This is a genomic window from Enterococcus sp. AZ103 (assembly GCF_051714685.1).
Taxonomy (GTDB): domain Bacteria; phylum Bacillota; class Bacilli; order Lactobacillales; family Enterococcaceae; genus Enterococcus_A; species Enterococcus_A alishanensis.
In genome coordinates, this window is sequence record NZ_JBIOSI010000001.1 from 1,090,024 (window position 1) to 1,111,943 (window position 21,920).

The window sequence follows — 21,920 nt, forward strand, 5'->3', positions numbered from 1 at the left end:
GAAACACCTGACAAATGTAACGATTCAAAGGAGTTAGATCAAAAAGCTAACTTATTAAGATCGCTACAAAATTGTCAGGTGTTTTTTATAAAAAAACGATTCAGCCAAAAGACTGAATCGTTTAAGAAAATATCTTATAGGTAATATTTTTTAGCAACTGTTAAGTCATCGTTTAATTCATAAACTAAAGGTTGACCAGTTGGAATTTCTAAGTCCATGATGTCTTCATCAGAAATACCTTCAATATGTTTAGCTAAAGCGCGTAATGAATTACCGTGAGCTGCTACTAAAACAGTTTTATTGTCTTTTAGAGCTGGAGCAATTTCATCTTGCCAGAAAGGTAAAGCTCTTTCTAAAGTAACTTTTAAGTTTTCGCCACCCGGCACGTCACGAGGATCTAAGTCAGCGTAACGACGATCGTTTGCTGCAGAACCTTCGTCAGTTGCTTCCATTAATGGAGGTAATACATCGTAAGAACGGCGCCAGATGTGTACTTGTTCATCACCATATTTTTCAGCAGTTTCTTTTTTGTTAAGACCTTGCAATTTACCATAATGACGTTCGTTTAAGCGCCAAGATTTAACAGTTGGAACCCAAAGTTGATCAGATTCTTCTAAAATATAGTTACAAGTTTTGATGGCACGAGTTAAAACTGAAGTATAAGCAATATCAAATTCGATACCCGCTTCTTTAATTTTACGTCCGCCTTCTTTTGCCTCTTCAACACCTTCTGGAGCTAAGTCAACATCTGCCCAACCAGTGAATTGATTTAATTTGTTCCATTCGCTTAATCCGTGACGAGAAAATACTAATTTTGGCATGGATAAATCTCTCCTTGTGTAATTTATTTCTGAAATTTTCATACTACCGCTACATTGTACAATTTTTTTGGTGAATTTGCTATTAATCTTAGCAACTTAAATTTAAAAAAAGTTTTTATGGGACTTCAATTGTTTTTGGTCCATCAGGTGTACCAACAATCACGCGAGCAATCATATCTAAGAACAATCCATGTTCGACTACGCCAACTGTCTGATCCAATTCATCTGCTAAAGCATGAGGATCTTCAATCACTTCAAGATTTAAGTCAATAATATAATGGCCACCATCAGTTGTTAAGATATCACCATTTTCTGTTCGACGCCAGCCAGGATGATAGTCCTTGTTTTGGAAATGACGGAATAAGTTTTCGCTACCGAAGGGAACGACTTCAACTGGTAACGGAAATTTACCTAATTGGTCTACCACTTTACTCTCGTCAACAATCCAAATGACTTCATTAGAATAAGTTGCGACAATTTTTTCGAATAAAAGAGCGGCACCGCCACCTTTAATCCCATGAAAGTCTGAACTAATTTCATCAGCGCCGTCAATTACTAGGTCAACATGATCAACATCATCGATGGCTTTTAAAGGAATTCCCAACTCCAAAGCATGCTCTTCTGTCTTCAATGAAGTAACCACACCAATAATATTTAAACCTTCTTCTTTAACCCGACGTCCCAATTCTTTCACCATGTAATAGGCGGTTGAGCCAGTACCTAAACCGACAATCATGCCGTCCTTAACATATTTGGCACTTTCAAGGCCTACTAATTCTTTCAAGTTCATTTGAAAAATCCCACTTTCTATACGTTTTCCTTATTGTAACCGCTGTTACATGAAAAAAAAAGGAATACTTTCATTAAACAAGTAAAAAAATATTTTTTAAACTAAAAAAAAGCAGCAGAGCTTGTTGACAGCCAAAATGTCCCATGGTATGCTATCAAAGGTGCTTTGTGAACAGGTCTCTCAGAAAGAGACGTGCTGACTGTGTCAAGGTACGTTTGATAATGGATGCACAGATGATGCATTATTTTTTATCGCCAAAAAAGAACCACCTGGATGTGTGGGTCTAGTCATGGCGAATCGAGGAAGGAGGAACAAGGAATGCCTACAATTAATCAACTAGTACGTAAACCTCGTAAATCAAAGGTGGAAAAATCTAATTCACCAGCATTGAATAAAGGATATAACAGCTTTAAAAAAGTTCAAACGAATGTCAATTCACCTCAAAAGCGTGGGGTAGCAACTCGTGTCGGCACTATGACACCTAAAAAACCTAACTCAGCGTTACGTAAATATGCTCGTGTTCGTTTATCAAACTTAATCGAAGTTACAGCTTATATTCCAGGTATTGGTCACAACTTACAAGAACATAGCGTGGTATTACTACGTGGTGGACGTGTAAAAGACTTACCAGGGGTACGTTACCATATCGTTCGTGGTGCACTTGATACTGCCGGTGTTAACGATCGTAAACAAAGCCGTTCTAAATACGGTACTAAACGCCCTAAAGCGTAATTATTCGAACTAAAAAAATTGAACATATTTCTCGTAAGAAGGAGGAGAGTTATTCATGACTCGTAAAGGTGCAATTGCAAAACGCGATGTTTTGCCAGATCCTATGTACAATTCTAAGTTAGTAACTCGTCTGATCAACCGAGTAATGGTTGACGGCAAACGTGGTACTGCTGCGAATATCGTATATAGCGCATTTAATACAATTAAAGAATCTACAGGAAATGATCCATTGGAAGTTTTCGAACAAGCAATGGAAAACATCATGCCTGTCTTAGAAGTAAAAGCTCGTCGTGTCGGAGGTTCAAACTACCAAGTCCCTGTTGAAGTACGTCCAGAACGTCGTACAACATTAGGTCTTCGTTGGGTAGTTAACTATGCTCGTCTACGTGGCGAACATACTATGGAAGAACGTATGGCTAAAGAAATCATGGATGCAGCTAACAATACTGGTGCTTCTGTTAAAAAACGTGAAGACACTCATAAAATGGCTGAAGCCAACCGTGCGTTCGCTCACTATCGTTGGTAAGATCCTCTTTTGTAGACAACGTCAATCAAAAGACAAGACGCAATTTTTATTTCAATTAAGAGGGGAGAAACAAAAGAAATGCCAAGAGAATTTTCGCTAGAAAACACTCGTAACATCGGTATCATGGCCCATATTGATGCAGGTAAAACAACTGCAACAGAACGTATCTTATACTACACTGGTAAAATCCATAAAATTGGTGAAACGCATGAAGGTGCATCACAAATGGACTGGATGGAACAAGAACAAGAACGTGGTATTACGATTACTTCTGCAGCAACAACTGCACAATGGAAGGGTTATCGTATCAACATCATCGACACTCCTGGACACGTGGACTTCACTGTTGAAGTTGAACGTTCATTACGGGTATTAGATGGTGCGGTTACTGTCCTTGATGCACAATCAGGTGTAGAACCACAAACAGAAACTGTATGGCGTCAAGCGACTACTTACGGTGTTCCACGGATCGTATTTGCTAACAAAATGGATAAAATCGGTGCAGATTTCTTATACTCTGTAGAAACTTTGCATGACCGTTTACAAGCAAATGCTCATCCAATTCAATTACCAATCGGTGCAGAAGATGATTTCGAAGGTATCATTGACCTAGTCAAAATGAAAGCTGAAATGTACACAAACGATTTAGGTACTGAAATTGAAGAAACTGACATTCCTGCTGATTATGTAGATTTAGCAACTGAATGGCGCGAAAAATTAGTGGAAGCTGTAGCTGAAACTGATGAAGAACTAATGATGAAATATTTAGAAGGCGAAGAAATCACTGAGGAAGAATTGGTAAACGGTATCCGTCAAGCGACAGTTAACGTTGAATTCTACCCTGTATTGTGTGGTTCTGCTTTCAAAAATAAAGGGGTACAATTATTGCTAGATGCAGTACTTGCTTACTTACCTTCACCATTAGATATCGAATCTATCAAAGGAATCGATCCTAAAACTGAAGAAGAAGTTGAACGTCCAGCCGACGACAGCGCACCTTTCTCAGCTTTAGCATTTAAAGTTATGACTGACCCATTCGTAGGTCGTCTAACATTCTTCCGTGTTTACTCTGGTGTTTTACAATCAGGTTCATACGTACAAAACGCTACTAAAGGCAAACGTGAACGTGTTGGTCGTATCTTACAGATGCATGCTAACTCACGTTCTGAAATCTCTGAAGTTTACGCTGGAGATATCGCTGCTGCAGTTGGTTTGAAAGACACTACTACTGGGGATACTTTGTGTGATGAAAAACAACAAGTTATTCTTGAATCAATGGAATTCCCTGAACCAGTTATCGAAGTTGCGATTGAACCTAAATCAAAAGCTGACCAAGATAAAATGGGTGTCGCTTTACAAAAATTATCTGAAGAAGATCCTACTTTCCGCGCTGAAACAAACGTAGAAACTGGCGAAACGATCATCGCTGGTATGGGTGAACTTCACTTAGATATCATCGTTGACCGTATGCGTCGCGAATTTAAAGTAGAAGCTAACGTTGGTGCACCACAAGTATCTTACCGTGAAACATTCCGTCAAGGTACGCAAGCTGAAGGGAAATTTGTCCGTCAGTCTGGTGGTAAAGGTCAATACGGTCACGTATGGATTGAATTTGAACCAAACGAAGAAGGTGGCGGATTCGCATTCGAAAACGCAATCGTCGGTGGTGTGGTTCCTCGTGAATACATTCCTGCCGTTGAAGCTGGTTTGAAAGATGCTATGGAAAATGGTGTCTTAGCTGGTTACCCAATCGTAGACGTAAAAGCAAAACTTTATGATGGTTCATACCATGATGTCGATTCAAATGAAACTGCCTTCCGTGTAGCTGCTTCTATGGCACTACGGGCTGCAGCTAAAAAAGCAAACCCTGCAATCTTAGAACCAATCATGGCTGTTGAAGTAGTTATTCCAGAAGATTACTTAGGTGATGTAATGGGACACGTAACTGCTCGTCGTGGTCGGGTTGAAGGTATGGAAGCTCGTACTGGTGGCTTACAAGTCGTCCGTGCAATGGTTCCATTAGCTGAAATGTTCGGCTATGCAACTACTTTACGTTCAGCTACTCAAGGTCGTGGTGTCTTCACTATGACGTTTGACCATTATGAAGCTGTACCAAAAGCTGTTCAAGAAGAAATTATTAAGAAAAACGGCGGAAAAGCTGAATAATTCTTAGAAATTTCTAGGAAAACAGTTGAATTTTGTCAAGAAAGCATTGCTTTTTTGCAAGTTTCAGATAAAATCTATAAATGATGATACGGGCTCACGCTGCTAGTCAGCGTGGACTTATCAGATAAAAAATATTATACATTCATCTAGGAGGAACATTTTTAAATGGCTAAAGAAAAATTTGACCGTTCAAAACCCCATGTAAACATTGGTACTATCGGACACGTTGACCATGGTAAAACTACTTTAACTGCTGCAATCACAACTGTACTTGCTAAAAAAGGCGGCGCAGAAGCAATGGATTACTCTCAAATCGATGGTGCTCCAGAAGAACGCGAACGTGGAATTACTATCAACACAGCTCACGTTGAGTACGAAACTGACGCACGTCACTATGCACACGTTGACTGCCCAGGACACGCGGACTACGTTAAAAACATGATCACTGGTGCTGCTCAAATGGACGGCGCGATCTTGGTAGTATCTGCTGCTGATGGCCCTATGCCTCAAACTCGTGAACATATCTTGTTATCTGGCCAAGTTGGCGTACCTTACATCGTTGTTTTCTTAAACAAAGTTGATATGGTTGATGACGAAGAATTATTAGAATTAGTTGAAATGGAAGTTCGTGACTTATTAACAGAATACGACTTCCCAGGTGATGACACTCCTGTTATCGCTGGCTCAGCTTTGAAAGCTCTTGAAGGCGAAGCTTCTTACGAAGAAAAAATCTTAGAATTAATGGCTGCTGTTGACGAATATATCCCAACACCAGTTCGTGATACTGACAAACCATTCATGATGCCAGTCGAAGATGTATTCTCAATCACTGGTCGTGGTACTGTTGCTACTGGACGTGTTGAACGTGGACAAGTTCGTGTTGGTGACGAAATCGAAATCGTAGGTATCGCTGAAGAAACTGCGAAAACAACTGTAACAGGTGTTGAAATGTTCCGTAAATTATTAGATTACGCTGAAGCTGGCGATAACATTGGTGCGTTATTACGTGGTGTTGCCCGTGAAGACATCCAACGTGGACAAGTATTAGCTAAAACAGGTACAATCACACCTCATACAAAATTCTCTGCTGAAGTTTATGTATTAAGCAAAGAAGAAGGTGGACGTCATACACCATTCTTTACTAACTACCGCCCACAATTTTACTTCCGTACGACTGACGTAACTGGAGTAGTTGAATTACCAGAAGGAACTGAAATGGTAATGCCTGGCGATAACGTAACAATGGAAGTTGAATTAATCCACCCAATCGCTGTAGAAAATGGGACTAAATTCTCAATCCGTGAAGGCGGACGTACAGTTGGCGCTGGTGTTGTAACTAAGATCGAAGCTTAATTCTGTAAAACAAAGCAACATTATACTCGGACGCAAGATCGCTGATTTTTTCAGCGATCTTTTTTTTCGCTTGAAAAAAAATAAGGCAAGCTAAATAATTTTTATGAAAACGCTTGTATTTTTCGTTAATCCATTGTCTAATTAAATTATATGAAGGACGATGAGGTGTTTTTATGAACATATTAGTTTTATTTCCAATACTAATGGGTGCTGGACTAGGCATGCAAACAGCTGTAAATGCGAAATTGAGAACTTTTGTTGAATCTCCCTATTTAGCATCGGCAATTTCATTTACAATTGGCACGATTTTTTTATGTCTGATCACACTCATTAGCGGAAGTGATTTATTAGTAACGGCAAGTGTTTTTCGAGATAATCCAGCTTGGATTTGGATTGGTGGATTATTAGGGACGATCGGCTTAACGATTAATCTTTTATTATTTTCAAAATTGGGTGGTATTCAAGCAGCGGTATTACCAATTTTCGGACAAATAATTATGGGCGTAGTCATCGATCAGTTTGGTCTTTTCAATGCACCGCAATCGATTTTAACTGTAAAACGTGGATTGGGATTGATGCTGGTAGTTATCGGTGTCTTTGTAACTATTGGTATGATGAAGAGAAATAAATTAGTTAAAAAGCCAAGAGAACAACAATTGTTGCCTTGGCAAATCATTGGGGTTGCTGGCGGTATGCTAACAGCTCTGCAAGCTGCGATTAATGGGCAATTGGGCACTGTTCTTGGTTCCCCGATTCAGGCTGCAGCAATTTCATTTACGATTGGAGCGATAGTATTAATTATCGTCTCAATTATAACAAAAGCTGACTTTAATAAAATTCAATCTACCATTAAAAATAGTAAAGATAGTTGGTGGATTTGGATTGGTGGATTCTTAGGTAGCATTTATGTTTTCGGGATGGCATGGCTCGTTCCTAAAATTGGTACTGGACAAGTGGTAGTGATGGCTTTATTTGGTCAGTTATTATTTAGTGCATTGGTTGAAAATTTTGGTTTATTTCGTTCAATTAAAATACCCATCAATTCCTCTAAAGTAATGGGATTAGTAATTATGCTAACGGGGGTCTTGATCGTTCACTTTTTATAAACTGAGATTGAAGGAATAAAAAGATAATCAAAATGTCTATATAATAGAAGAAAAAATAGTTCTCTTTATAATTGTGTAAGAAAATTATCTAGAAGTTGTCTGGTAAGGGCAACTTCTTTTTTTGAAAAAAAGTTGATTGAGTTCCAAATTTCAGAAAAAAGTAATGAAAACACGATTTAACAAAGAAAAACCTTGCAATAGCAGTCGAATTATAATATACTCATAAAGGCGCTGTTTACGAAAGTGAAACAGCACTGGGGGTTCCATTTGGAATCTACCGGCTTTGAAACGAGAGGTTGCGACACGCCCGGACGCTTTGCCACGGAAGGGCATGACGGAGATTTTCGTGGAGCTATGTCTACTTTTAAAATAGGCGAGGAGGGAAACAAGATGGCAAAACAAAAAATTCGTATCCGTTTAAAAGCGTATGAACATGGTATTTTAGACCAATCAGCGGATAAAATCGTAGAAACTGCAAAAAGAACTGGTGCTAGCGTGTCTGGTCCAATTCCATTACCAACTGAACGCAGTCTTTACACAGTTATTCGTGCGACTCATAAATACAAAGATTCACGCGAACAATTCGAAATGCGTACTCACAAACGTCTAATCGACATTGTGAACCCTACACCAAAAACAGTTGATGCTTTAATGAAGCTAGACTTACCATCAGGTGTAAACATTGAAATCAAACTATAATAAGAAATCGGAGGTGTAATCATGACCAAAGGAATCTTAGGGAAAAAAGTGGGAATGACACAAATCTTTACAGAATCTGGCGAACTAATTCCGGTAACTGTTGTTGAAGCAACACCAAACGTAGTTTTACAAGTAAAAACTATGGAAACAGACGGTTACGAAGCTGTGCAATTAGGTTACCAAGATATGCGTGAAGTTTTGTCTAACAAACCTGCGAAAGGTCATGTTGCAAAAGCAAACACGGCTCCTAAGCGCTTCATCAGAGAATTCAAAGATGTTGAGCTAGGAGACTATGAAGTAGGACAAGAAGTGAAAGTTGATACTTTCCAAGCTGGAGACATCATTGATGTTACCGGAACGACTAAAGGTAAAGGATTCCAAGGCGTTATCAAACGTCACGGACAAAGCCGCGGCCCAATGGCCCACGGTTCTCGTTACCACCGTCGTCCTGGATCTATGGGTCCTGTTGCACCAAACCGCGTGTTTAAAAATAAAAAATTAGCTGGTCGTATGGGCGGCAACCGCGTAACAATTCAAAATCTTGAAGTTGTTCGTGTGGATGCTGAACGTAATGTTATCTTAGTTAAAGGTAATGTACCAGGCGCGAAAAAATCATTAATCACTATCAAATCTGCTGTTAAAGCAAAATAATTGTTAAAGGAAAGGAGGAACTAAGGAATGCCAACTGTAGCATTATTTAAACAAGATGGAACTCAAAATGGAGACATCACTTTAAACGAAGAAATCTTCGGTATTGAACCAAATGAAAGTGTTGTTTATGATGCAATCATCATGCAACGCGCTTCATTAAGACAAGGAACACACGCTGTGAAAAATCGTAGCGCAGTATCAGGCGGTGGCCGTAAACCATGGCGCCAAAAAGGAACTGGACGTGCTCGTCAAGGTTCAATCCGTTCACCGCAATGGCGTGGAGGTGGCGTTGTATTTGGACCAACACCACGTTCATACAGCTACAAACTTCCTAAAAAAGTTCGTCGCTTAGCAATTAAATCTGTCTTATCAGAAAAAGTTGCTGAAAATAACTTAGTTGCTATCGATGCATTGAGCTTCGAAGCACCAAAAACCAAAGAATTTAAAGAAGTGTTAGCTAACTTATCAATTGACGCTAAAGTATTGGTAGTTGTTGAACCTGACAATGAGTTCGCTCAATTATCAGCTCGCAACATTCCAAACGTAGCAGTTGTAACTTCAGATAACGTAAGTGTTTTAGACGTTGTTTCTGCAAGTAAAGTCTTAGCAACACAAACTGCTCTTACTCAAATTGAGGAGGTGCTTGCATAATGGAATTATTAGACGTAATCAAACGCCCAGTTATCACTGAAAAATCTACTTTAATGATGGATGATAAAAAATACACTTTTGAAGTAGACGTACGTGCTAACAAAACATTAGTGAAACAAGCAGTAGAAGCTGCTTTTGATGTGAAAGTTAAAAACGTGAACATCCTAAATGCGAAACCAAAAGCTAAACGTGTTGGCCAATATCAAGGCTTCACGAAAAAACGTCGCAAAGCAGTTGTGACATTAACAGAAGATTCTAAAGACATTCAAATTTTCAGCGCTGAATAAGCCTGAAAAAAATCTCATTATAGGAGGGACATAGACGTGGCGATTAAAAAGTACAAACCTACCACAAATGGCCGTCGTAACATGACAAGTTCTGATTTCGCTGAAATCACTACTTCAACACCGGAAAAAACATTGTTGCAACCATTGAAAAACAATGCCGGTCGTAACAACAACGGTCGTATTACTGTACGTCATCAAGGTGGCGGTCATAAACGTCAATACCGTGTCATCGATTTCAAACGAAATAAAGATGATATTGTTGCTAAAGTTCAAACGATCGAATATGATCCGAACCGTTCAGCAAATATTGCATTAGTTCATTATACAGACGGAGTAAAAGCTTACATTTTAGCTCCTAAAGGCTTAGAAGTTGGCATGACTGTCGTTTCTGGACCTAACTCAGATATTAAAGTAGGTAACGCATTACCACTAGAAAACATTCCAGTTGGTACAGTTATTCACAATATCGAAATGAAACCTGGCAAAGGCGGACAATTAATCCGTTCTGCTGGTACAAGTGCACAAGTACTTGGTAAAGAAGGTAAATACGTTTTAGTTCGTTTGAACTCAGGCGAAGTTCGTATGATCTTAGCAACAGCTCGTGCAACAATCGGTTCTGTTGGTAATGAACAACACGAATTAATTAACATTGGTAAAGCTGGCCGTTCTCGTTGGATGCGCAAACGCCCAACAGTTCGTGGTAGCGTAATGAACCCTAACGATCACCCACATGGTGGTGGTGAAGGTAAAGCTCCAGTTGGACGTAAAGCACCAGTATCTCCATGGGGTCAACCTGCATTGGGTTACAAAACACGTAATAAAAAGGCTGCTTCAGACAAACTTATCGTTCGTCGTCGCAAAACTAAATAATTACATTGACCGTGTGTCGTATATTTTGAGAGGAGGTACACCATGGGTCGTAGTTTGAAAAAAGGACCTTTCGCGGATGACCATTTAATGAAAAAGGTCGAAGCGCAACAAGGTGTTGAAAAGAAAAAAGTTATTAAAACTTGGTCTCGTCGCTCAACAATTTTTCCTAATTTTGTAGGATTTACTATTGCTGTTTATGACGGACGCAAACATGTACCAGTTTACATCCAAGAAGATATGGTTGGACATAAATTAGGTGAATTTGCACCATCTAGAACTTATCGCGGACATGCTGCTGACGATAAGAAAACAAGACGTTAATTTTGAGGGGAGGAAATCATCATGGCAGAACAAATTACATCAGCTAAAGCAATTGCGAAAACAGTTCGCACTTCTCCTCGTAAATCTCGTTTAGTTATCGATCTTATCAGAGGAAAAAGCGTAGCAGAAGCAATTTCAATTTTAAAATTCACGCCTAACAAAGCGGCAGGAATTATTGAAAAAGTTTTAATGTCTGCAGTTGCTAACGCAGAAAATAACTTTGACTTAGACGTTGAAAACTTAGTGGTATCAGAAGCATTTGTAAATGAAGGACCAACAATGAAACGGTTCCGTCCAAGAGCAAAAGGTTCAGCATCACCAATTAACAAACGTACAAGTCATATCACCGTAGTAGTATCAGAAAAATAAGGAGGTATAATCAGTGGGTCAAAAAGTTAATCCTATCGGAATGCGTGTAGGCATCATCCGTGATTGGGATGCTAAATGGTATGCTGAAAAAGAGTATGCCGAATTTCTACACGAAGATTTAAGAATTCGTAAATTCATCGCGTCAAAACTTGCTGATGCTTCTGTGTCGACAGTTGAGATCGAACGTGCAGCAAATCGCGTGAACGTTTCAATCCACACAGCGAAACCTGGTATGGTTATCGGTAAAGGCGGATCTGAAGTTGAAAACTTACGTAAAGAATTAAACAAACTAACTGGCAAACGAGTTCATATCAATATTATTGAAATCAAAAAACCAGATTTAGATGCAAAATTAGTCGGCGAAGGAATCGCACGTCAATTAGAAAACCGTGTGGCATTCCGTCGTGCACAAAAACAAGCTATTTCTCGTACTATGAGATCAGGCGCTAAAGGAATCAAAACACAAGTTTCAGGTCGTTTAAACGGTGCTGATATTGCGCGTTCTGAAGGCTATTCAGAAGGAACTGTTCCTTTGCATACATTGCGTGCCGACATCGACTACGCTTGGGAAGAAGCAAACACAACATACGGAAAACTAGGAGTTAAAGTGTGGATTTATCGTGGAGAAATTCTTCCAACTAAAAAAAACGCTGAGAAAGGAGGGAAATAATCATGTTAGTACCTAAACGTGTAAAACACCGTCGTGAATTCCGCGGAAAAATGCGTGGGGAAGCTAAAGGCGGTAAAGAAATCGCATTTGGCGAATACGGTTTGCAAGCGGTAGATTCTCATTGGATCACTAACCGTCAAATCGAAGCTGCCCGTATCGCAATGACTCGTTACATGAAACGTGGTGGGAAAGTATGGATTAAAATTTTCCCTCACAAATCTTATACTGCCAAAGCAATTGGGGTACGTATGGGTTCTGGTAAAGGGGCTCCTGAAGGCTGGGTATCACCAGTAAAACGCGGTAAAATCATGTTTGAAGTTGCCGGTGTTCCTGAAGAAGTCGCTCGCGAAGCATTACGTCTTGCTTCTCACAAATTACCAGTTAAAACTAAGATCGTAAAACGTGAGGAAATGGGTGGTGAATCGAATGAAGGTTAAAGAAATCAGAGAATTAACCACTGCCGAAATGCTTAATCAAGAAAAGCAATTAAAAGAAGAATTGTTTAATTTAAGATTCCAATTAGCAACAGGTCAATTGGAAAACACTGCACGTATTAAAGAAGTACGTAAATCGATTGCACGCATTAAAACTGTATTGCGTGAACAAGCTGACAAATAGTGGAAGGAGGCCTTTTCTCGCATGACTGAAGAAAGAAATCAACGTAAAGTTTATCAAGGTCGCGTGGTTTCCGACAAAATGGATAAAACCATCACTGTTGTCGTAGAAACACAAAAGAATCACCCAATCTATGGTAAACGTATGAAATATTCAAAAAAATATAAAGCGCACGATGAAAACAATGAAGCAAAAACTGGCGACATCGTGAAAATCATGGAAACTCGTCCATTATCAGCAACTAAACGTTTCCGTCTAGTTGAAATCATTGAAAAAGCAGTGATTATCTAATCATCGAGATTTTCCTATAGATGTTCTTTTAAATCTGAAAGGAGGATACACTTGTGATCCAAACAGAAAGTCGTTTAAAAATTGCGGATAACTCAGGTGCCCGCGAAATTTTAACTATTAAAGTTCTTGGCGGATCTGGCCGTAAAACTGCTAACATCGGTGATATTATCGTTGCTACGGTTAAACAAGCAACGCCAGGTGGGGTTGTCAAAAAAGGTGAAGTCGTTAAAGCCGTAATCGTTCGGACTAAAACAGGCGCTCGTCGTGCTGATGGTTCTTACATTAAATTTGATGAAAATGCAGCTGTTATCATTCGTGATGACAAGAGCCCAAGAGGAACACGTATCTTTGGACCTGTCGCTCGTGAATTACGGGAAGGCAACTTCATGAAGATCGTTTCATTGGCACCAGAAGTACTATAATTGGAACTTTTAACCAAAGGAGGTGCGCAACAGTAATGTTCGTTAAAAAAGGCGATAAAGTAAAAGTTATTTCTGGCAAAAGCAGAAATAAAGAAGGCGTCGTATTAGAAGTCTTTCCTAAATTAGACAAAGTCGTTGTTGAAGGCGTCAATGTCGTGAAGAAACATCAAAAACCTTCTCAAACTTCCCCTCAAGGTGGAATCGTTGAAGTAGAAGCGCCAATCCATGCATCAAACGTTCAAGTAATCGATCCTTCAAACGGTGAAGCTACTCGCGTAGGATATAAAGTGGTTGACGGTAAAAAAGTCCGTTTTTCTAAGAAAACCGGCGAAGTTATCGATAAATAAAAAGCTAAGAAAGGAGGACTTCTTAAATGAACCGCCTAAAAGAAAAATATTTAAATGAAATTACACCATCATTGATGGAAAAATTTAACTATAATTCAGTAATGCAAGTTCCTAAAGTTGAGAAAATCGTTGTCAACATGGGTGTTGGCGATGCGGTATCAAACGCAAAAAACTTGGACAAAGCTGTTGAAGAATTAGCTTTGATTACTGGTCAAAAACCTATTATCACAAAAGCTAAAAAATCTATCGCTGGTTTCCGCTTGCGTGAAGGTATGCCAATCGGTGCGAAAGTAACACTACGTGGAGAAAGAATGTATGAATTCTTAGACAAATTAGTGTCTGTATCACTTCCACGTGTACGTGACTTCCATGGTATTAGCAAGAAAGCCTTCGATGGCCGTGGTAACTACACTTTAGGTGTGAAAGAACAATTAATCTTCCCAGAAGTTGATTACGATAATGTTGATAAAGTACGTGGTATGGATATCGTTGTCGTTACAACTGCTAACACTGATGAAGAATCTCGTGAATTATTATCACAACTTGGAATGCCATTCCAAAAATAATCAAGGAGGCGAAATAAATTGGCTAAAAAATCAATGATTGCTAAAAACAAACGCCCTGCTAAATTCTCAACTCAAGCATATACTCGTTGCGAACGTTGTGGACGTCCACATTCAGTTTATCAAAAATTTCATCTTTGCCGTATTTGCTTCCGCGAACTTGCCTATAAAGGTCAAATTCCCGGCGTGAAGAAAGCTAGCTGGTAAAAACAACAAGCGCAAAAAGGAGGTAAATAGTTCAATGGTCATGACAGATCCAATTGCAGATTTCTTAACTCGCATTCGTAATGCCAATATGGTAAAACACGAAGTAGTTGAAGTACCTGCTTCAAAAATTAAACATGACATCGCCGAAATCTTGAAAAAAGAAGGTTTCGTCCGTGATGTTGAATATATCGAAGATGACAAACAAGGCATGATCCGTGTATTTCTTAAATACGGAAAAAATGACGAACGTGTTATCACAAACTTAAAACGTATCTCTAAACCAGGCTTGCGTGCTTACGTTAAAGCTGACGAAGTGCCAAAAGTATTAAATGGTTTAGGTATCGCGATTATCTCTACTTCTGACGGTGTAGTCACTGATAAAGAAGCGAGATCTAAAAATGTGGGCGGCGAAGTGCTAGCTTACGTTTGGTAATTCTATAAAATTACAAGGAGGTGTCTTTAAATGAGCCGTATTGGTAATAAAATTGTCGTTTTACCTGCAGGAGTTGAAGTAACTCAAAAAGGTAATGACGTAACTGTTAAAGGTCCTAAAGGTGAATTAACTCGTACGTTCTCTTCTGATATTACAATGAATATCGAAGGTAGCGAAGTGACATTTACTCGTCCTGATGACAGCAAAGAAATGAAAACAATCCACGGAACAACTCGTGCCAACTTCAACAACATGGTAGTTGGTGTATCAGAAGGGTTCCAAAAAGCTTTAGAATTAATCGGGGTTGGGTACCGTGCACAATTACAAGGATCAAAACTTGTTTTAAGCGTTGGTTACTCACATCCAGTCGAAATCGTAGCACCAGAAGGAATTACGATTGAAGTTCCGGCAAACACTCAAGTAGTGGTTAAAGGTTCAGATAAAGAAGTAGTTGGTGAAGTTGCAGCGAAAATTCGTGGCACTCGTCCACCAGAACCATACAAGGGCAAAGGTGTTCGCTATGTTGGTGAATATGTACGCCGTAAAGAAGGTAAAACTGGTAAATAGTAGGTCGTACCTACAACATGCGGCTTAGGCCAGCTTAAATTAGAGGTGAAAATTGTGATTACAAAACCAGATAAAAACAAAACACGTCAAAAGCGCCACATGCGTGTACGTAAACAAATCTCTGGTACTGCTGAGCGCCCACGCTTGAACGTTTTTCGTTCTAACAAAAACATCTACGCGCAATTAATTGATGACGTAGCGGGTGTAACGCTAGCAAGTGCCTCTGCCTTAGATAAAGATATTTCAGGTGGAAACAAAACAGAACAAGCAAGTGCAGTTGGTAAATTATTAGCTGAACGTGCTATTGAAAAAGGTATTAAAGTCGTTGTCTTTGACCGTGGTGGATACCTTTACCATGGCCGCGTACAAGCTTTAGCTGAAGCTGCTCGTGAAAATGGACTAGAATTTTAGGGAAAAGGAGGAATACCATTCATGGTTTATATCGATCCAAAACATTTGGAATTAGAAGACCGCGTTGTTTCGATTAACCGCGTAACTAAAGTTGTTAAAGGTGGACGTCGTTTACGTTTTGCTGCTTTAGTCGTTGTTGGCGATAAAAACGGACATGTTGGCTTTGGTACTGGTAAAGCACAAGAAGTACCTGAAGCAATCCGTAAAGCAATTGAAGATGCTAAGAAAAACCTTGTGGAAGTACCAATGGTTGGTACAACACTTCCTCACGAAGTCATCGGAGTATTTGGTGGCGGACGCATCTTGATGAAACCTGCAGTAGAAGGTTCTGGAGTTGCGGCTGGTGGACCAGTTCGTGCCGTACTAGAATTAGCAGGTGTTGCTGATGTAACTTCTAAATCTTTAGGTTCAAACACACCAATTAACGTTGTGCGTGCGACAATCAAAGGTTTAACAGAATTGAAAAAAGCAGAAGATGTAGCACAATTACGTGGCGTCTCTGTTGAAAACTTTGCAAGATAAGGAGGACGAAAAAACATGGCTGAATTAAAAATTACTTTAAGACGATCAGTGATTGGACGTCCTCAAAACCAACGTGACACTGTTAAAGCGTTGGGTCTTGGAAAAGTGAACTCTACAGTTGTAAAACCTGCCAATGATGCAATCAAAGGTATGGTTAACACTGTGTCTCACTTAGTGGACGTAGAAGAAGTTAAATAAAGTGAAATTTTGAACTAAGGAGGTGCCAATCAATGAAACTTCATGAATTAAAACCAACAGAAGGTTCACGTAAAGTGCGTAATCGCGTTGGACGTGGTACTTCATCTGGTAACGGCAAAACAGCTGGACGCGGTCAAAAAGGACAAAACTCTCGTTCAGGCGGTGGCGTACGTTTAGGATTCGAAGGTGGACAAACACAATTATTCCGTCGTTTACCAAAACGTGGATTTACTAACGTAAATCGTAAAGAATATGCTGTTGTTAATTTAGATGTATTAAATCGTTTTGAAGACGGTGCTGAAGTAACACCTGTTGCTTTAGTTGAGGCTGGTTTTGTGAAAAACGAAAAAGCTGGAATTAAAGTCTTAGCTAATGGCTCATTAGAGAAAAAATTAACAGTTAAAGCTGCGAAATTCTCTAAAGCTGCCGAAGAAGCAATTAAAGCAGCTGGTGGATCAATCGAGGTGATTTAATGTTCAAGCTTTTAAAGGATTCTTTCAAAGTTAGAGACATTCGATCACGGATCTTTTTCACTATCATCATTTTATTAGTTTTTAGACTTGGTGCACAAATTACGGTACCTGGAGTAAATGTTAGTGGTTTGCAACAATTGAGTGATCTACCATTTTTCAACATGTTGAACTTGGTTAGTGGTTCAGCGATGCAAAACTTCTCAATTTTCTCAATGGGTGTTTCACCATATATCACCGCATCAATCGTGATTCAATTATTACAAATGGATATCGTACCAAAATTTGTTGAGTGGTCAAAACAAGGGGAAGTTGGTCGTAAAAAGTTAAATCAGGCAACGCGCTATTTAACTTTAGTATTAGCTTTTGTTCAGTCTGTTAGTATTACAGCTGGTTTTAACTATTTTGCATCTTATGGTTTCGTACCCGAACAAAATGTTCAAACATTTGTAACAATTGGAGTTATTCTAACTGGCGGAACAATGTTTGTTACCTGGTTAGGAGAACAAATCACCGATAAAGGAATCGGTAACGGTGTTTCAATGATTATCTTTGCGGGGATCATTTCTCGATTGCCAGAAAGTATTCAGGAAATTGCGGAACGTTACTTTATTAATATTGATCAAAGTGATTTATGGAAATCAATTATTTTTATCGCAGTCTTATTGATCGCGATTATTGCAATTGTCGTATTTGTAACTTTCTTTCAACAAGCTGAAAGAAAAATCCCAATTCAATATACTAAACAAATTGTCGGTGCGCCTACTAGCAGTTATTTACCATTAAAAGTAAATGCCGCTGGTGTTATCCCTGTTATCTTTGCCAGCTCGTTTATTGCAACTCCCAATGCAATTTTGCAAGCTTTAGCAAGTAGTTATCAAGCAGAAGATTGGTATTCAGTATTGCAAGACTTATTTAGTTACAATACAGTACCGGGTGCGACGATTTATACAGTTCTGATTGTTGCTTTTACTTTCTTCTATGCTTTTGTTCAAGTGAACCCTGAGAAATTAGCGGAAAACTTGCAAAAACAAGGAAGTTACATCCCTAGTGTAAGACCGGGTAAAGGAACAGAAGAATATGTATCATCTATTTTAATGCGACTAAGTGTAGTCGGAGCATTGTTCTTAGGATTAATTGCTTTACTACCAATCATTGCACAAATGGTTTGGGACTTACCTCAATCAATTGGTTTAGGTGGTACCAGCTTATTGATCGTAGTGGGGGTTGCATTAGAAACAGCAAAACAATTACAAGGACTTATGTTGAAACGACGTTATGTTGGTTTCATGGACGAAGACTAAACGGCATTGTTGAGGATTTCCTCAACGTCCGTGGTCTCTTCTTAAATAAATTCTTTGAAACAATCTAGGAGGGAATGCAATGAACCTCATCTTAATGGGGCTGCCAGGTGCAGGTAAAGGAACACAAGCAGAAAGAATTGTTGCTACATACGGTATTCCACAAATTAGTACTGGAGACATGTTCCGGGAAGCAATTAAAAACGAGACTGCTCTCGGTTTAAAAGCTAAATCATTCATGGATGCAGGCGATTTGGTTCCAGATGAAGTAACAAATGGCATCGTAAAAGAGCGTCTAGCGCAAAAAGATACTGAAAAAGGTTTCTTGTTAGATGGTTTTCCTAGAACATTAGATCAAGCAGAAGCTTTAGAAGCTATGTTAAAAGATCTAAACAAAAAAATCGATGCTGTAATTGAAATTCAAGTTGCAGAAAAAGTCTTAATCGAACGACTTGCCGGTCGTTATATGTGTCGTAATTGTGGCGCTACTTATCATAAAATTTTCAATCCAACAAAAGTTGAAGATACTTGTGATCGTTGTGGTGGCCATGAGTTCTATCAAAGAGAAGATGATAAACCTGAAACTGTTAAAAATCGTTTAGCAGTAAATATGGAAGCTAGTGCACCAATTTTAGACTTCTATAAACAAGCAGGGTTGTTACATTCGCTTGATGGTGACCGTGACATTGACGAAGTCTTTAGTGACGTAGAAAAGATTATTGGTTAATAATTTGACTACCGATTTGAAATGCAGTTTTTCTTGCCAAGTTCGTTAATTTGTGATAGACTATGTCAGTCCGACTTCTGGCTTTACAGAAGTAACGTCAAGAATTAAGGTGGGAACTGCAGGTTTCCGCCATTTTATCGTGTGAAAATGCGAAACAATAACAAGGAGGTACTCTGCGTGGCAAAAGATGATATGATCGAAATCGAAGGGACAGTCGTCGAAACTTTGCCGAATGCAATGTTTAAAGTCGAACTAGAGAATGGACATGAAGTTCTTGCTCACGTTTCTGGAAAGATTCGAATGCACTACATTAGAATTCTGCCTGGCGACAAAGTGACTGTGGAACTTTCTCCGTACGATTTGAGTCGTGGTCGCATTACCTATCGCTTTAAGTAAATTGTACTCCGTAAAACTTCAGGAGGTATTATCATGAAAGTAAGACCATCAGTAAAACCAATGTGTGAACATTGTAAAGTAATTCGTCGTAAAGGACGGGTTATGGTGATTTGCTCAGCAAATCCAAAACATAAACAACGTCAAGGATAATTTGGAGGTGTAATTAAGTATGGCTCGTATTGCAGGAGTAGATATTCCTCGTGAAAAACGCGTAGTAATTTCTCTTACTTATATTTACGGTATCGGAAATACTACTGCTAAACAAGTTTTAGCCAACGCTGGCGTGTCTGAAGATGTTCGTGTTCGTGATTTAACGAATGAACAAGAAGACGCTATCCGTGCTGAAGTTGATAAATTAAAAGTTGAAGGGGATCTTCGTCGTGAAGTGAACTTAAACATTAAACGTTTGATGGAAATCGGTTCATACCGTGGTATCCGTCACCGTCGTGGTTTGCCAACTCGTGGACAAAACACTAAAAATAATGCGCGTACCCGTAAAGGCCCAGCAAAAGCTATTGCAGGTAGAAAAAAATAATTAGTGAAGGAGGTTAAATCTTCATGGTAGCAAAAAAAGTTAATCGTAAACGCCGTGTGAAAAAGAATATCGAATCAGGTATTGCTCATATTCATTCGACTTTTAACAATACAATCGTCATGATTACCGATGCTCAAGGAAATGCTTTAGCATGGTCTTCTGCCGGTGCATTAGGCTTCAAAGGAAGCAAAAAATCTACACCATTTGCTGCACAAATGGCTGCTGAAACAGCATCTAAAGCTGCAATGGAACATGGTTTGAAAACTGTTGATGTAACTGTTAAAGGACCTGGTTCTGGTCGTGAAGCAGCTATTCGTTCATTGCAAGCAACTGGTTTAGAAGTAACAGCAATTCGTGACGTAACTCCAGTGCCTCATAATGGATGCCGCCCTCCAAAACGCCGTCGTGTTTAATGAGTGCCCCAATACATGAGTTTGATTTACCGGAAAACGTCATTGAACAAGACACTTTTCGTTTTGAAAGGGGTAAAAACTAAGAATGATTGAATTCGAAAAACCAAGAATCACAAAAATTGATGAAGACAGAGATTATGGCAAGTTCGTTGTTGAACCTTTGGAAAGAGGTTATGGCACTACCTTAGGTAATTCTCTACGTCGTATTCTACTTTCTTCTTTACCGGGTGCGGCTATTACCAATATCCAAATTGATGGTGTGCTTCACGAATTCTCCACTATCAAAGGTGTTAGAGAAGACGTCGTACAAATCATTTTGAATATTAAAGGCCTAGCTTTGAAATTATTCGCTGAAGAAGAAAAAACCCTTGAGATCGATATTACTGGACCAGCTATCGTAACTGCCGGCGATATTATCGTTGATAGTGACGTTGAAATCTTAAATAAAGATTTGTATATCTGTACTGTTGCTGAAGGCGCGACTTTCCATGCTCGTCTAACAGTAAGACCTGGTCGAGGCTATGTTCAAGCAGACGAAAATAAAAAAGAAGAAATGCCAATTGGCGTTCTTCCAGTCGATTCTATCTATACGCCTGTACGTAAGGTCAACTATCAAGTTGAAAATACTCGGGTTGGTCGAAGAGATGATTTTGATAAATTAACGATGGAAATTTGGACTGATGGTTCAATCATCACCCAAGAAGCATTGTCTCTAGCTGCGAAAATTCTTACTGAACATTTAGACATCTTCGTAAATCTTACTGATGAAGCGAAAAATGCCGAAATCATGGTAGAAAAAGAAGAAACGCAAAAAGAAAAAATGTTAGAAATGACCATTGAAGAACTTGATTTGTCTGTACGTTCATACAATTGTTTGAAACGTGCTGGGATCAATACGGTTCAAGAATTAACTAACAAGTCTGAACCAGAAATGATCAAAGTTCGTAACTTAGGCCGTAAATCACTTGAAGAAGTGAAAGCCAAATTACACGATCTTGGATTAGGACTACGTAAAGACGATTAATATTGTAACAAAGGAGGGAAACCTACGTGAGTTATCGTAAATTAGGACGCACATCTAGCCAACGTAAAGCGATGTTGCGTGATATCACAACTGACTTAATTATCAACGAACGTATCGTTACGACTGAAGCTCGTGCGAAAGAAGTTCGTTCAACAGCTGAAAAAATGATTACTTTAGGCAAACGCGGGGATCTTCATGCACGTCGTCAAGCAGCACGCTTTGTACGTAATGAAGTCGCTGATGTTCGCGAAGAAAACGACGATATCGTTGTAGAAACAGCGCTACAAAAACTATTTTCAGATCTTGGACCTCGCTATGCAGATCGCCAAGGTGGATACACTCGTATCTTGAAAACAGAACCTCGTCGCGGCGACAACGCCCCTATGGTAGTTTTAGAATTTGTATAATCACTCTTCACTTTATAGATGATTCAATTAGAGTGTTATGATGTTGGAGAAGATTCTCC

General features: G+C 39.2%; 36 protein-coding genes. 34 read left to right on the forward strand and 2 right to left on the reverse strand.

What is annotated here, in order from left to right:
* Window positions 1–134: 134 nt before the first annotated feature.
* Both ID741_RS05680 and rpiA read right to left on the reverse strand, forming a co-directional pair.
* Window positions 135–821, reverse strand: coding sequence for a 2,3-diphosphoglycerate-dependent phosphoglycerate mutase (locus tag ID741_RS05680; protein ID WP_218326550.1), 687 nt, complete (start codon window positions 819–821; stop codon window positions 135–137).
* A 115-nt stretch (window positions 822–936) separates the two neighbouring features.
* The gene (gene rpiA / locus ID741_RS05685; RefSeq protein ID WP_438719394.1) at window positions 937–1,611 is read right to left on the reverse strand and encodes a ribose-5-phosphate isomerase RpiA; all 675 of its coding nucleotides are present in this window, start codon (window positions 1,609–1,611) and stop codon (window positions 937–939) included.
* 318 nt (window positions 1,612–1,929) lie between these two features.
* Between rpiA and rpsL the strand changes: the two genes are divergently transcribed.
* From rpsL to rplQ, 34 genes are all read left to right on the forward strand, one after another.
* On the forward strand, window positions 1,930–2,343 hold the full coding sequence (gene rpsL / locus ID741_RS05690; RefSeq protein WP_218326546.1) for a 30S ribosomal protein S12: 414 nt from the start codon (window positions 1,930–1,932) through the stop codon (window positions 2,341–2,343).
* Between the two features lie 55 nt (window positions 2,344–2,398).
* Window positions 2,399–2,869 (forward strand): 30S ribosomal protein S7, encoded by a 471-nt coding sequence (gene rpsG / locus ID741_RS05695; protein ID WP_218326544.1) that lies wholly within the window; start codon window positions 2,399–2,401, stop codon window positions 2,867–2,869.
* Window positions 2,870–2,947: 78 nt separating this feature from the next.
* The gene (gene fusA / locus ID741_RS05700) at window positions 2,948–5,035 is read left to right on the forward strand and encodes an elongation factor G (RefSeq protein ID WP_218326543.1); all 2,088 of its coding nucleotides are present in this window, start codon (window positions 2,948–2,950) and stop codon (window positions 5,033–5,035) included.
* Window positions 5,036–5,200: 165 nt separating this feature from the next.
* Entirely contained in the window at window positions 5,201–6,388 is a 1,188-nt protein-coding gene (gene tuf, locus ID741_RS05705; RefSeq protein WP_218326541.1) for an elongation factor Tu, read from the forward strand.
* A 173-nt stretch (window positions 6,389–6,561) separates the two neighbouring features.
* Window positions 6,562–7,494, forward strand: a complete 933-nt coding sequence (locus tag ID741_RS05710) for a DMT family transporter (RefSeq protein WP_218326539.1) — start codon at window positions 6,562–6,564, stop codon at window positions 7,492–7,494.
* Between the two features lie 390 nt (window positions 7,495–7,884).
* Window positions 7,885–8,193, forward strand: coding sequence for a 30S ribosomal protein S10 (rpsJ, locus tag ID741_RS05715; protein ID WP_010756438.1), 309 nt, complete (start codon window positions 7,885–7,887; stop codon window positions 8,191–8,193).
* A gap of 21 nt (window positions 8,194–8,214) precedes the next feature.
* The gene (gene rplC, locus ID741_RS05720; protein ID WP_218326537.1) at window positions 8,215–8,844 is read left to right on the forward strand and encodes a 50S ribosomal protein L3; all 630 of its coding nucleotides are present in this window, start codon (window positions 8,215–8,217) and stop codon (window positions 8,842–8,844) included.
* Window positions 8,845–8,871: 27 nt separating this feature from the next.
* On the forward strand, window positions 8,872–9,495 hold the full coding sequence (gene rplD, locus ID741_RS05725; protein WP_218326536.1) for a 50S ribosomal protein L4: 624 nt from the start codon (window positions 8,872–8,874) through the stop codon (window positions 9,493–9,495).
* Entirely contained in the window at window positions 9,495–9,782 is a 288-nt protein-coding gene (gene rplW / locus ID741_RS05730; protein ID WP_218326533.1) for a 50S ribosomal protein L23, read from the forward strand. Before rplD ends, rplW begins: the two co-directional genes overlap by 1 nt.
* Before the next feature lie 36 nt (window positions 9,783–9,818).
* On the forward strand, window positions 9,819–10,652 hold the full coding sequence (gene rplB / locus ID741_RS05735) for a 50S ribosomal protein L2 (RefSeq protein ID WP_218326532.1): 834 nt from the start codon (window positions 9,819–9,821) through the stop codon (window positions 10,650–10,652).
* Between the two features lie 42 nt (window positions 10,653–10,694).
* Window positions 10,695–10,973: a 30S ribosomal protein S19 gene (rpsS, locus tag ID741_RS05740; RefSeq protein WP_010782058.1), complete on the forward strand. Its 279-nt coding sequence runs from the start codon at window positions 10,695–10,697 to the stop codon at window positions 10,971–10,973.
* Between the two features lie 21 nt (window positions 10,974–10,994).
* Entirely contained in the window at window positions 10,995–11,342 is a 348-nt protein-coding gene (gene rplV, locus ID741_RS05745) for a 50S ribosomal protein L22 (protein WP_218326530.1), read from the forward strand.
* Between the two features lie 13 nt (window positions 11,343–11,355).
* The gene (gene rpsC, locus ID741_RS05750; protein ID WP_218326529.1) at window positions 11,356–12,012 is read left to right on the forward strand and encodes a 30S ribosomal protein S3; all 657 of its coding nucleotides are present in this window, start codon (window positions 11,356–11,358) and stop codon (window positions 12,010–12,012) included.
* A gap of 2 nt (window positions 12,013–12,014) precedes the next feature.
* A complete protein-coding gene (gene rplP, locus ID741_RS05755) occupies window positions 12,015–12,449 on the forward strand; it encodes a 50S ribosomal protein L16 (protein WP_218326528.1) in 435 nt (144 codons plus the stop codon).
* The gene (gene rpmC, locus ID741_RS05760; protein ID WP_218326527.1) at window positions 12,439–12,630 is read left to right on the forward strand and encodes a 50S ribosomal protein L29; all 192 of its coding nucleotides are present in this window, start codon (window positions 12,439–12,441) and stop codon (window positions 12,628–12,630) included. The genes rplP and rpmC overlap by 11 nt, the downstream gene beginning before the upstream one ends.
* A 21-nt stretch (window positions 12,631–12,651) precedes the next feature.
* Window positions 12,652–12,918 (forward strand): 30S ribosomal protein S17, encoded by a 267-nt coding sequence (gene rpsQ / locus ID741_RS05765; protein ID WP_218326526.1) that lies wholly within the window; start codon window positions 12,652–12,654, stop codon window positions 12,916–12,918.
* Between the two features lie 53 nt (window positions 12,919–12,971).
* Complete coding sequence (gene rplN, locus ID741_RS05770; protein ID WP_218326525.1) at window positions 12,972–13,340, forward strand: 50S ribosomal protein L14; 369 nt, start codon at window positions 12,972–12,974, stop codon at window positions 13,338–13,340.
* Between the two features lie 35 nt (window positions 13,341–13,375).
* Entirely contained in the window at window positions 13,376–13,687 is a 312-nt protein-coding gene (gene rplX, locus ID741_RS05775) for a 50S ribosomal protein L24 (protein WP_218326523.1), read from the forward strand.
* A gap of 26 nt (window positions 13,688–13,713) precedes the next feature.
* A complete protein-coding gene (gene rplE / locus ID741_RS05780; RefSeq protein ID WP_218326522.1) occupies window positions 13,714–14,253 on the forward strand; it encodes a 50S ribosomal protein L5 in 540 nt (179 codons plus the stop codon).
* 18 nt (window positions 14,254–14,271) lie between these two features.
* Entirely contained in the window at window positions 14,272–14,457 is a 186-nt protein-coding gene (locus ID741_RS05785; protein WP_218326520.1) for a type Z 30S ribosomal protein S14, read from the forward strand.
* Between the two features lie 34 nt (window positions 14,458–14,491).
* Window positions 14,492–14,890: a 30S ribosomal protein S8 gene (rpsH, locus tag ID741_RS05790; RefSeq protein ID WP_218326518.1), complete on the forward strand. Its 399-nt coding sequence runs from the start codon at window positions 14,492–14,494 to the stop codon at window positions 14,888–14,890.
* A gap of 30 nt (window positions 14,891–14,920) precedes the next feature.
* Window positions 14,921–15,457: a 50S ribosomal protein L6 gene (rplF, locus tag ID741_RS05795; RefSeq protein ID WP_218326517.1), complete on the forward strand. Its 537-nt coding sequence runs from the start codon at window positions 14,921–14,923 to the stop codon at window positions 15,455–15,457.
* Between the two features lie 45 nt (window positions 15,458–15,502).
* Window positions 15,503–15,868 (forward strand): 50S ribosomal protein L18, encoded by a 366-nt coding sequence (rplR, locus tag ID741_RS05800; RefSeq protein WP_343214720.1) that lies wholly within the window; start codon window positions 15,503–15,505, stop codon window positions 15,866–15,868.
* Window positions 15,869–15,889: 21 nt separating this feature from the next.
* A complete protein-coding gene (gene rpsE / locus ID741_RS05805) occupies window positions 15,890–16,390 on the forward strand; it encodes a 30S ribosomal protein S5 (RefSeq protein ID WP_218326514.1) in 501 nt (166 codons plus the stop codon).
* A gap of 15 nt (window positions 16,391–16,405) precedes the next feature.
* A complete protein-coding gene (gene rpmD / locus ID741_RS05810; RefSeq protein ID WP_218326513.1) occupies window positions 16,406–16,588 on the forward strand; it encodes a 50S ribosomal protein L30 in 183 nt (60 codons plus the stop codon).
* Between the two features lie 32 nt (window positions 16,589–16,620).
* Entirely contained in the window at window positions 16,621–17,061 is a 441-nt protein-coding gene (gene rplO, locus ID741_RS05815; protein WP_218326511.1) for a 50S ribosomal protein L15, read from the forward strand.
* Entirely contained in the window at window positions 17,061–18,362 is a 1,302-nt protein-coding gene (secY, locus tag ID741_RS05820; protein WP_218326510.1) for a preprotein translocase subunit SecY, read from the forward strand. The genes rplO and secY overlap by 1 nt, the downstream gene beginning before the upstream one ends.
* A gap of 79 nt (window positions 18,363–18,441) precedes the next feature.
* On the forward strand, window positions 18,442–19,086 hold the full coding sequence (locus tag ID741_RS05825) for an adenylate kinase (protein ID WP_218326509.1): 645 nt from the start codon (window positions 18,442–18,444) through the stop codon (window positions 19,084–19,086).
* Window positions 19,087–19,263: 177 nt separating this feature from the next.
* On the forward strand, window positions 19,264–19,482 hold the full coding sequence (gene infA, locus ID741_RS05830) for a translation initiation factor IF-1 (protein WP_010756460.1): 219 nt from the start codon (window positions 19,264–19,266) through the stop codon (window positions 19,480–19,482).
* 33 nt (window positions 19,483–19,515) lie between these two features.
* Window positions 19,516–19,632: a 50S ribosomal protein L36 gene (gene rpmJ, locus ID741_RS05835; protein ID WP_034861773.1), complete on the forward strand. Its 117-nt coding sequence runs from the start codon at window positions 19,516–19,518 to the stop codon at window positions 19,630–19,632.
* A gap of 19 nt (window positions 19,633–19,651) precedes the next feature.
* On the forward strand, window positions 19,652–20,017 hold the full coding sequence (rpsM, locus tag ID741_RS05840; RefSeq protein ID WP_218326508.1) for a 30S ribosomal protein S13: 366 nt from the start codon (window positions 19,652–19,654) through the stop codon (window positions 20,015–20,017).
* Between the two features lie 23 nt (window positions 20,018–20,040).
* A complete protein-coding gene (gene rpsK / locus ID741_RS05845; protein ID WP_218326507.1) occupies window positions 20,041–20,430 on the forward strand; it encodes a 30S ribosomal protein S11 in 390 nt (129 codons plus the stop codon).
* 85 nt (window positions 20,431–20,515) lie between these two features.
* The gene (locus ID741_RS05850; protein ID WP_438719395.1) at window positions 20,516–21,454 is read left to right on the forward strand and encodes a DNA-directed RNA polymerase subunit alpha; all 939 of its coding nucleotides are present in this window, start codon (window positions 20,516–20,518) and stop codon (window positions 21,452–21,454) included.
* A 26-nt stretch (window positions 21,455–21,480) separates the two neighbouring features.
* Complete coding sequence (gene rplQ / locus ID741_RS05855) at window positions 21,481–21,861, forward strand: 50S ribosomal protein L17 (protein WP_218326505.1); 381 nt, start codon at window positions 21,481–21,483, stop codon at window positions 21,859–21,861.
* Window positions 21,862–21,920: the final 59 nt, after the last annotated feature.

What these genes read in the sequence shown, in the direction of transcription:
- rpsK (WP_218326507.1), top strand. Translation starts at nt 20,041, where the DNA reads ATGGTAGCAAAAAAAGTTAATCGTAAACGCCGTGTGAAAAAGAATATC.
- tuf (WP_218326541.1), top strand. Translation starts at nt 5,201, where the DNA reads ATGGCTAAAGAAAAATTTGACCGTTCAAAACCCCATGTAAACATTGGT.
- rpsQ (WP_218326526.1), top strand. Translation starts at nt 12,652, where the DNA reads ATGACTGAAGAAAGAAATCAACGTAAAGTTTATCAAGGTCGCGTGGTT.
- rplW (WP_218326533.1), top strand. Translation starts at nt 9,495, where the DNA reads ATGGAATTATTAGACGTAATCAAACGCCCAGTTATCACTGAAAAATCT.
- rpsG (WP_218326544.1), top strand. Translation starts at nt 2,399, where the DNA reads ATGACTCGTAAAGGTGCAATTGCAAAACGCGATGTTTTGCCAGATCCT.
- rplF (WP_218326517.1), top strand. Translation starts at nt 14,921, where the DNA reads ATGAGCCGTATTGGTAATAAAATTGTCGTTTTACCTGCAGGAGTTGAA.
- rpmC (WP_218326527.1), top strand. Translation starts at nt 12,439, where the DNA reads ATGAAGGTTAAAGAAATCAGAGAATTAACCACTGCCGAAATGCTTAAT.
- rpsS (WP_010782058.1), top strand. Translation starts at nt 10,695, where the DNA reads ATGGGTCGTAGTTTGAAAAAAGGACCTTTCGCGGATGACCATTTAATG.
- rplD (WP_218326536.1), top strand. Translation starts at nt 8,872, where the DNA reads ATGCCAACTGTAGCATTATTTAAACAAGATGGAACTCAAAATGGAGAC.
- rplP (WP_218326528.1), top strand. Translation starts at nt 12,015, where the DNA reads ATGTTAGTACCTAAACGTGTAAAACACCGTCGTGAATTCCGCGGAAAA.
- rplV (WP_218326530.1), top strand. Translation starts at nt 10,995, where the DNA reads ATGGCAGAACAAATTACATCAGCTAAAGCAATTGCGAAAACAGTTCGC.
- ID741_RS05825 (WP_218326509.1), top strand. Translation starts at nt 18,442, where the DNA reads ATGAACCTCATCTTAATGGGGCTGCCAGGTGCAGGTAAAGGAACACAA.
- fusA (WP_218326543.1), top strand. Translation starts at nt 2,948, where the DNA reads ATGCCAAGAGAATTTTCGCTAGAAAACACTCGTAACATCGGTATCATG.
- rpsH (WP_218326518.1), top strand. Translation starts at nt 14,492, where the DNA reads ATGGTCATGACAGATCCAATTGCAGATTTCTTAACTCGCATTCGTAAT.
- rpsJ (WP_010756438.1), top strand. Translation starts at nt 7,885, where the DNA reads ATGGCAAAACAAAAAATTCGTATCCGTTTAAAAGCGTATGAACATGGT.
- rplC (WP_218326537.1), top strand. Translation starts at nt 8,215, where the DNA reads ATGACCAAAGGAATCTTAGGGAAAAAAGTGGGAATGACACAAATCTTT.
- rplE (WP_218326522.1), top strand. Translation starts at nt 13,714, where the DNA reads ATGAACCGCCTAAAAGAAAAATATTTAAATGAAATTACACCATCATTG.
- rpmJ (WP_034861773.1), top strand. Translation starts at nt 19,516, where the DNA reads ATGAAAGTAAGACCATCAGTAAAACCAATGTGTGAACATTGTAAAGTA.
- rpsM (WP_218326508.1), top strand. Translation starts at nt 19,652, where the DNA reads ATGGCTCGTATTGCAGGAGTAGATATTCCTCGTGAAAAACGCGTAGTA.
- rpmD (WP_218326513.1), top strand. Translation starts at nt 16,406, where the DNA reads ATGGCTGAATTAAAAATTACTTTAAGACGATCAGTGATTGGACGTCCT.
- rpsE (WP_218326514.1), top strand. Translation starts at nt 15,890, where the DNA reads ATGGTTTATATCGATCCAAAACATTTGGAATTAGAAGACCGCGTTGTT.
- ID741_RS05680 (WP_218326550.1), bottom strand. Translation starts at nt 821, where the DNA reads ATGCCAAAATTAGTATTTTCTCGTCACGGATTAAGCGAATGGAACAAA.
- rpiA (WP_438719394.1), bottom strand. Translation starts at nt 1,611, where the DNA reads ATGAACTTGAAAGAATTAGTAGGCCTTGAAAGTGCCAAATATGTTAAG.
- rplX (WP_218326523.1), top strand. Translation starts at nt 13,376, where the DNA reads ATGTTCGTTAAAAAAGGCGATAAAGTAAAAGTTATTTCTGGCAAAAGC.
- ID741_RS05850 (WP_438719395.1), top strand. Translation starts at nt 20,516, where the DNA reads ATGATTGAATTCGAAAAACCAAGAATCACAAAAATTGATGAAGACAGA.
- rpsL (WP_218326546.1), top strand. Translation starts at nt 1,930, where the DNA reads ATGCCTACAATTAATCAACTAGTACGTAAACCTCGTAAATCAAAGGTG.
- ID741_RS05710 (WP_218326539.1), top strand. Translation starts at nt 6,562, where the DNA reads ATGAACATATTAGTTTTATTTCCAATACTAATGGGTGCTGGACTAGGC.
- rplO (WP_218326511.1), top strand. Translation starts at nt 16,621, where the DNA reads ATGAAACTTCATGAATTAAAACCAACAGAAGGTTCACGTAAAGTGCGT.
- secY (WP_218326510.1), top strand. Translation starts at nt 17,061, where the DNA reads ATGTTCAAGCTTTTAAAGGATTCTTTCAAAGTTAGAGACATTCGATCA.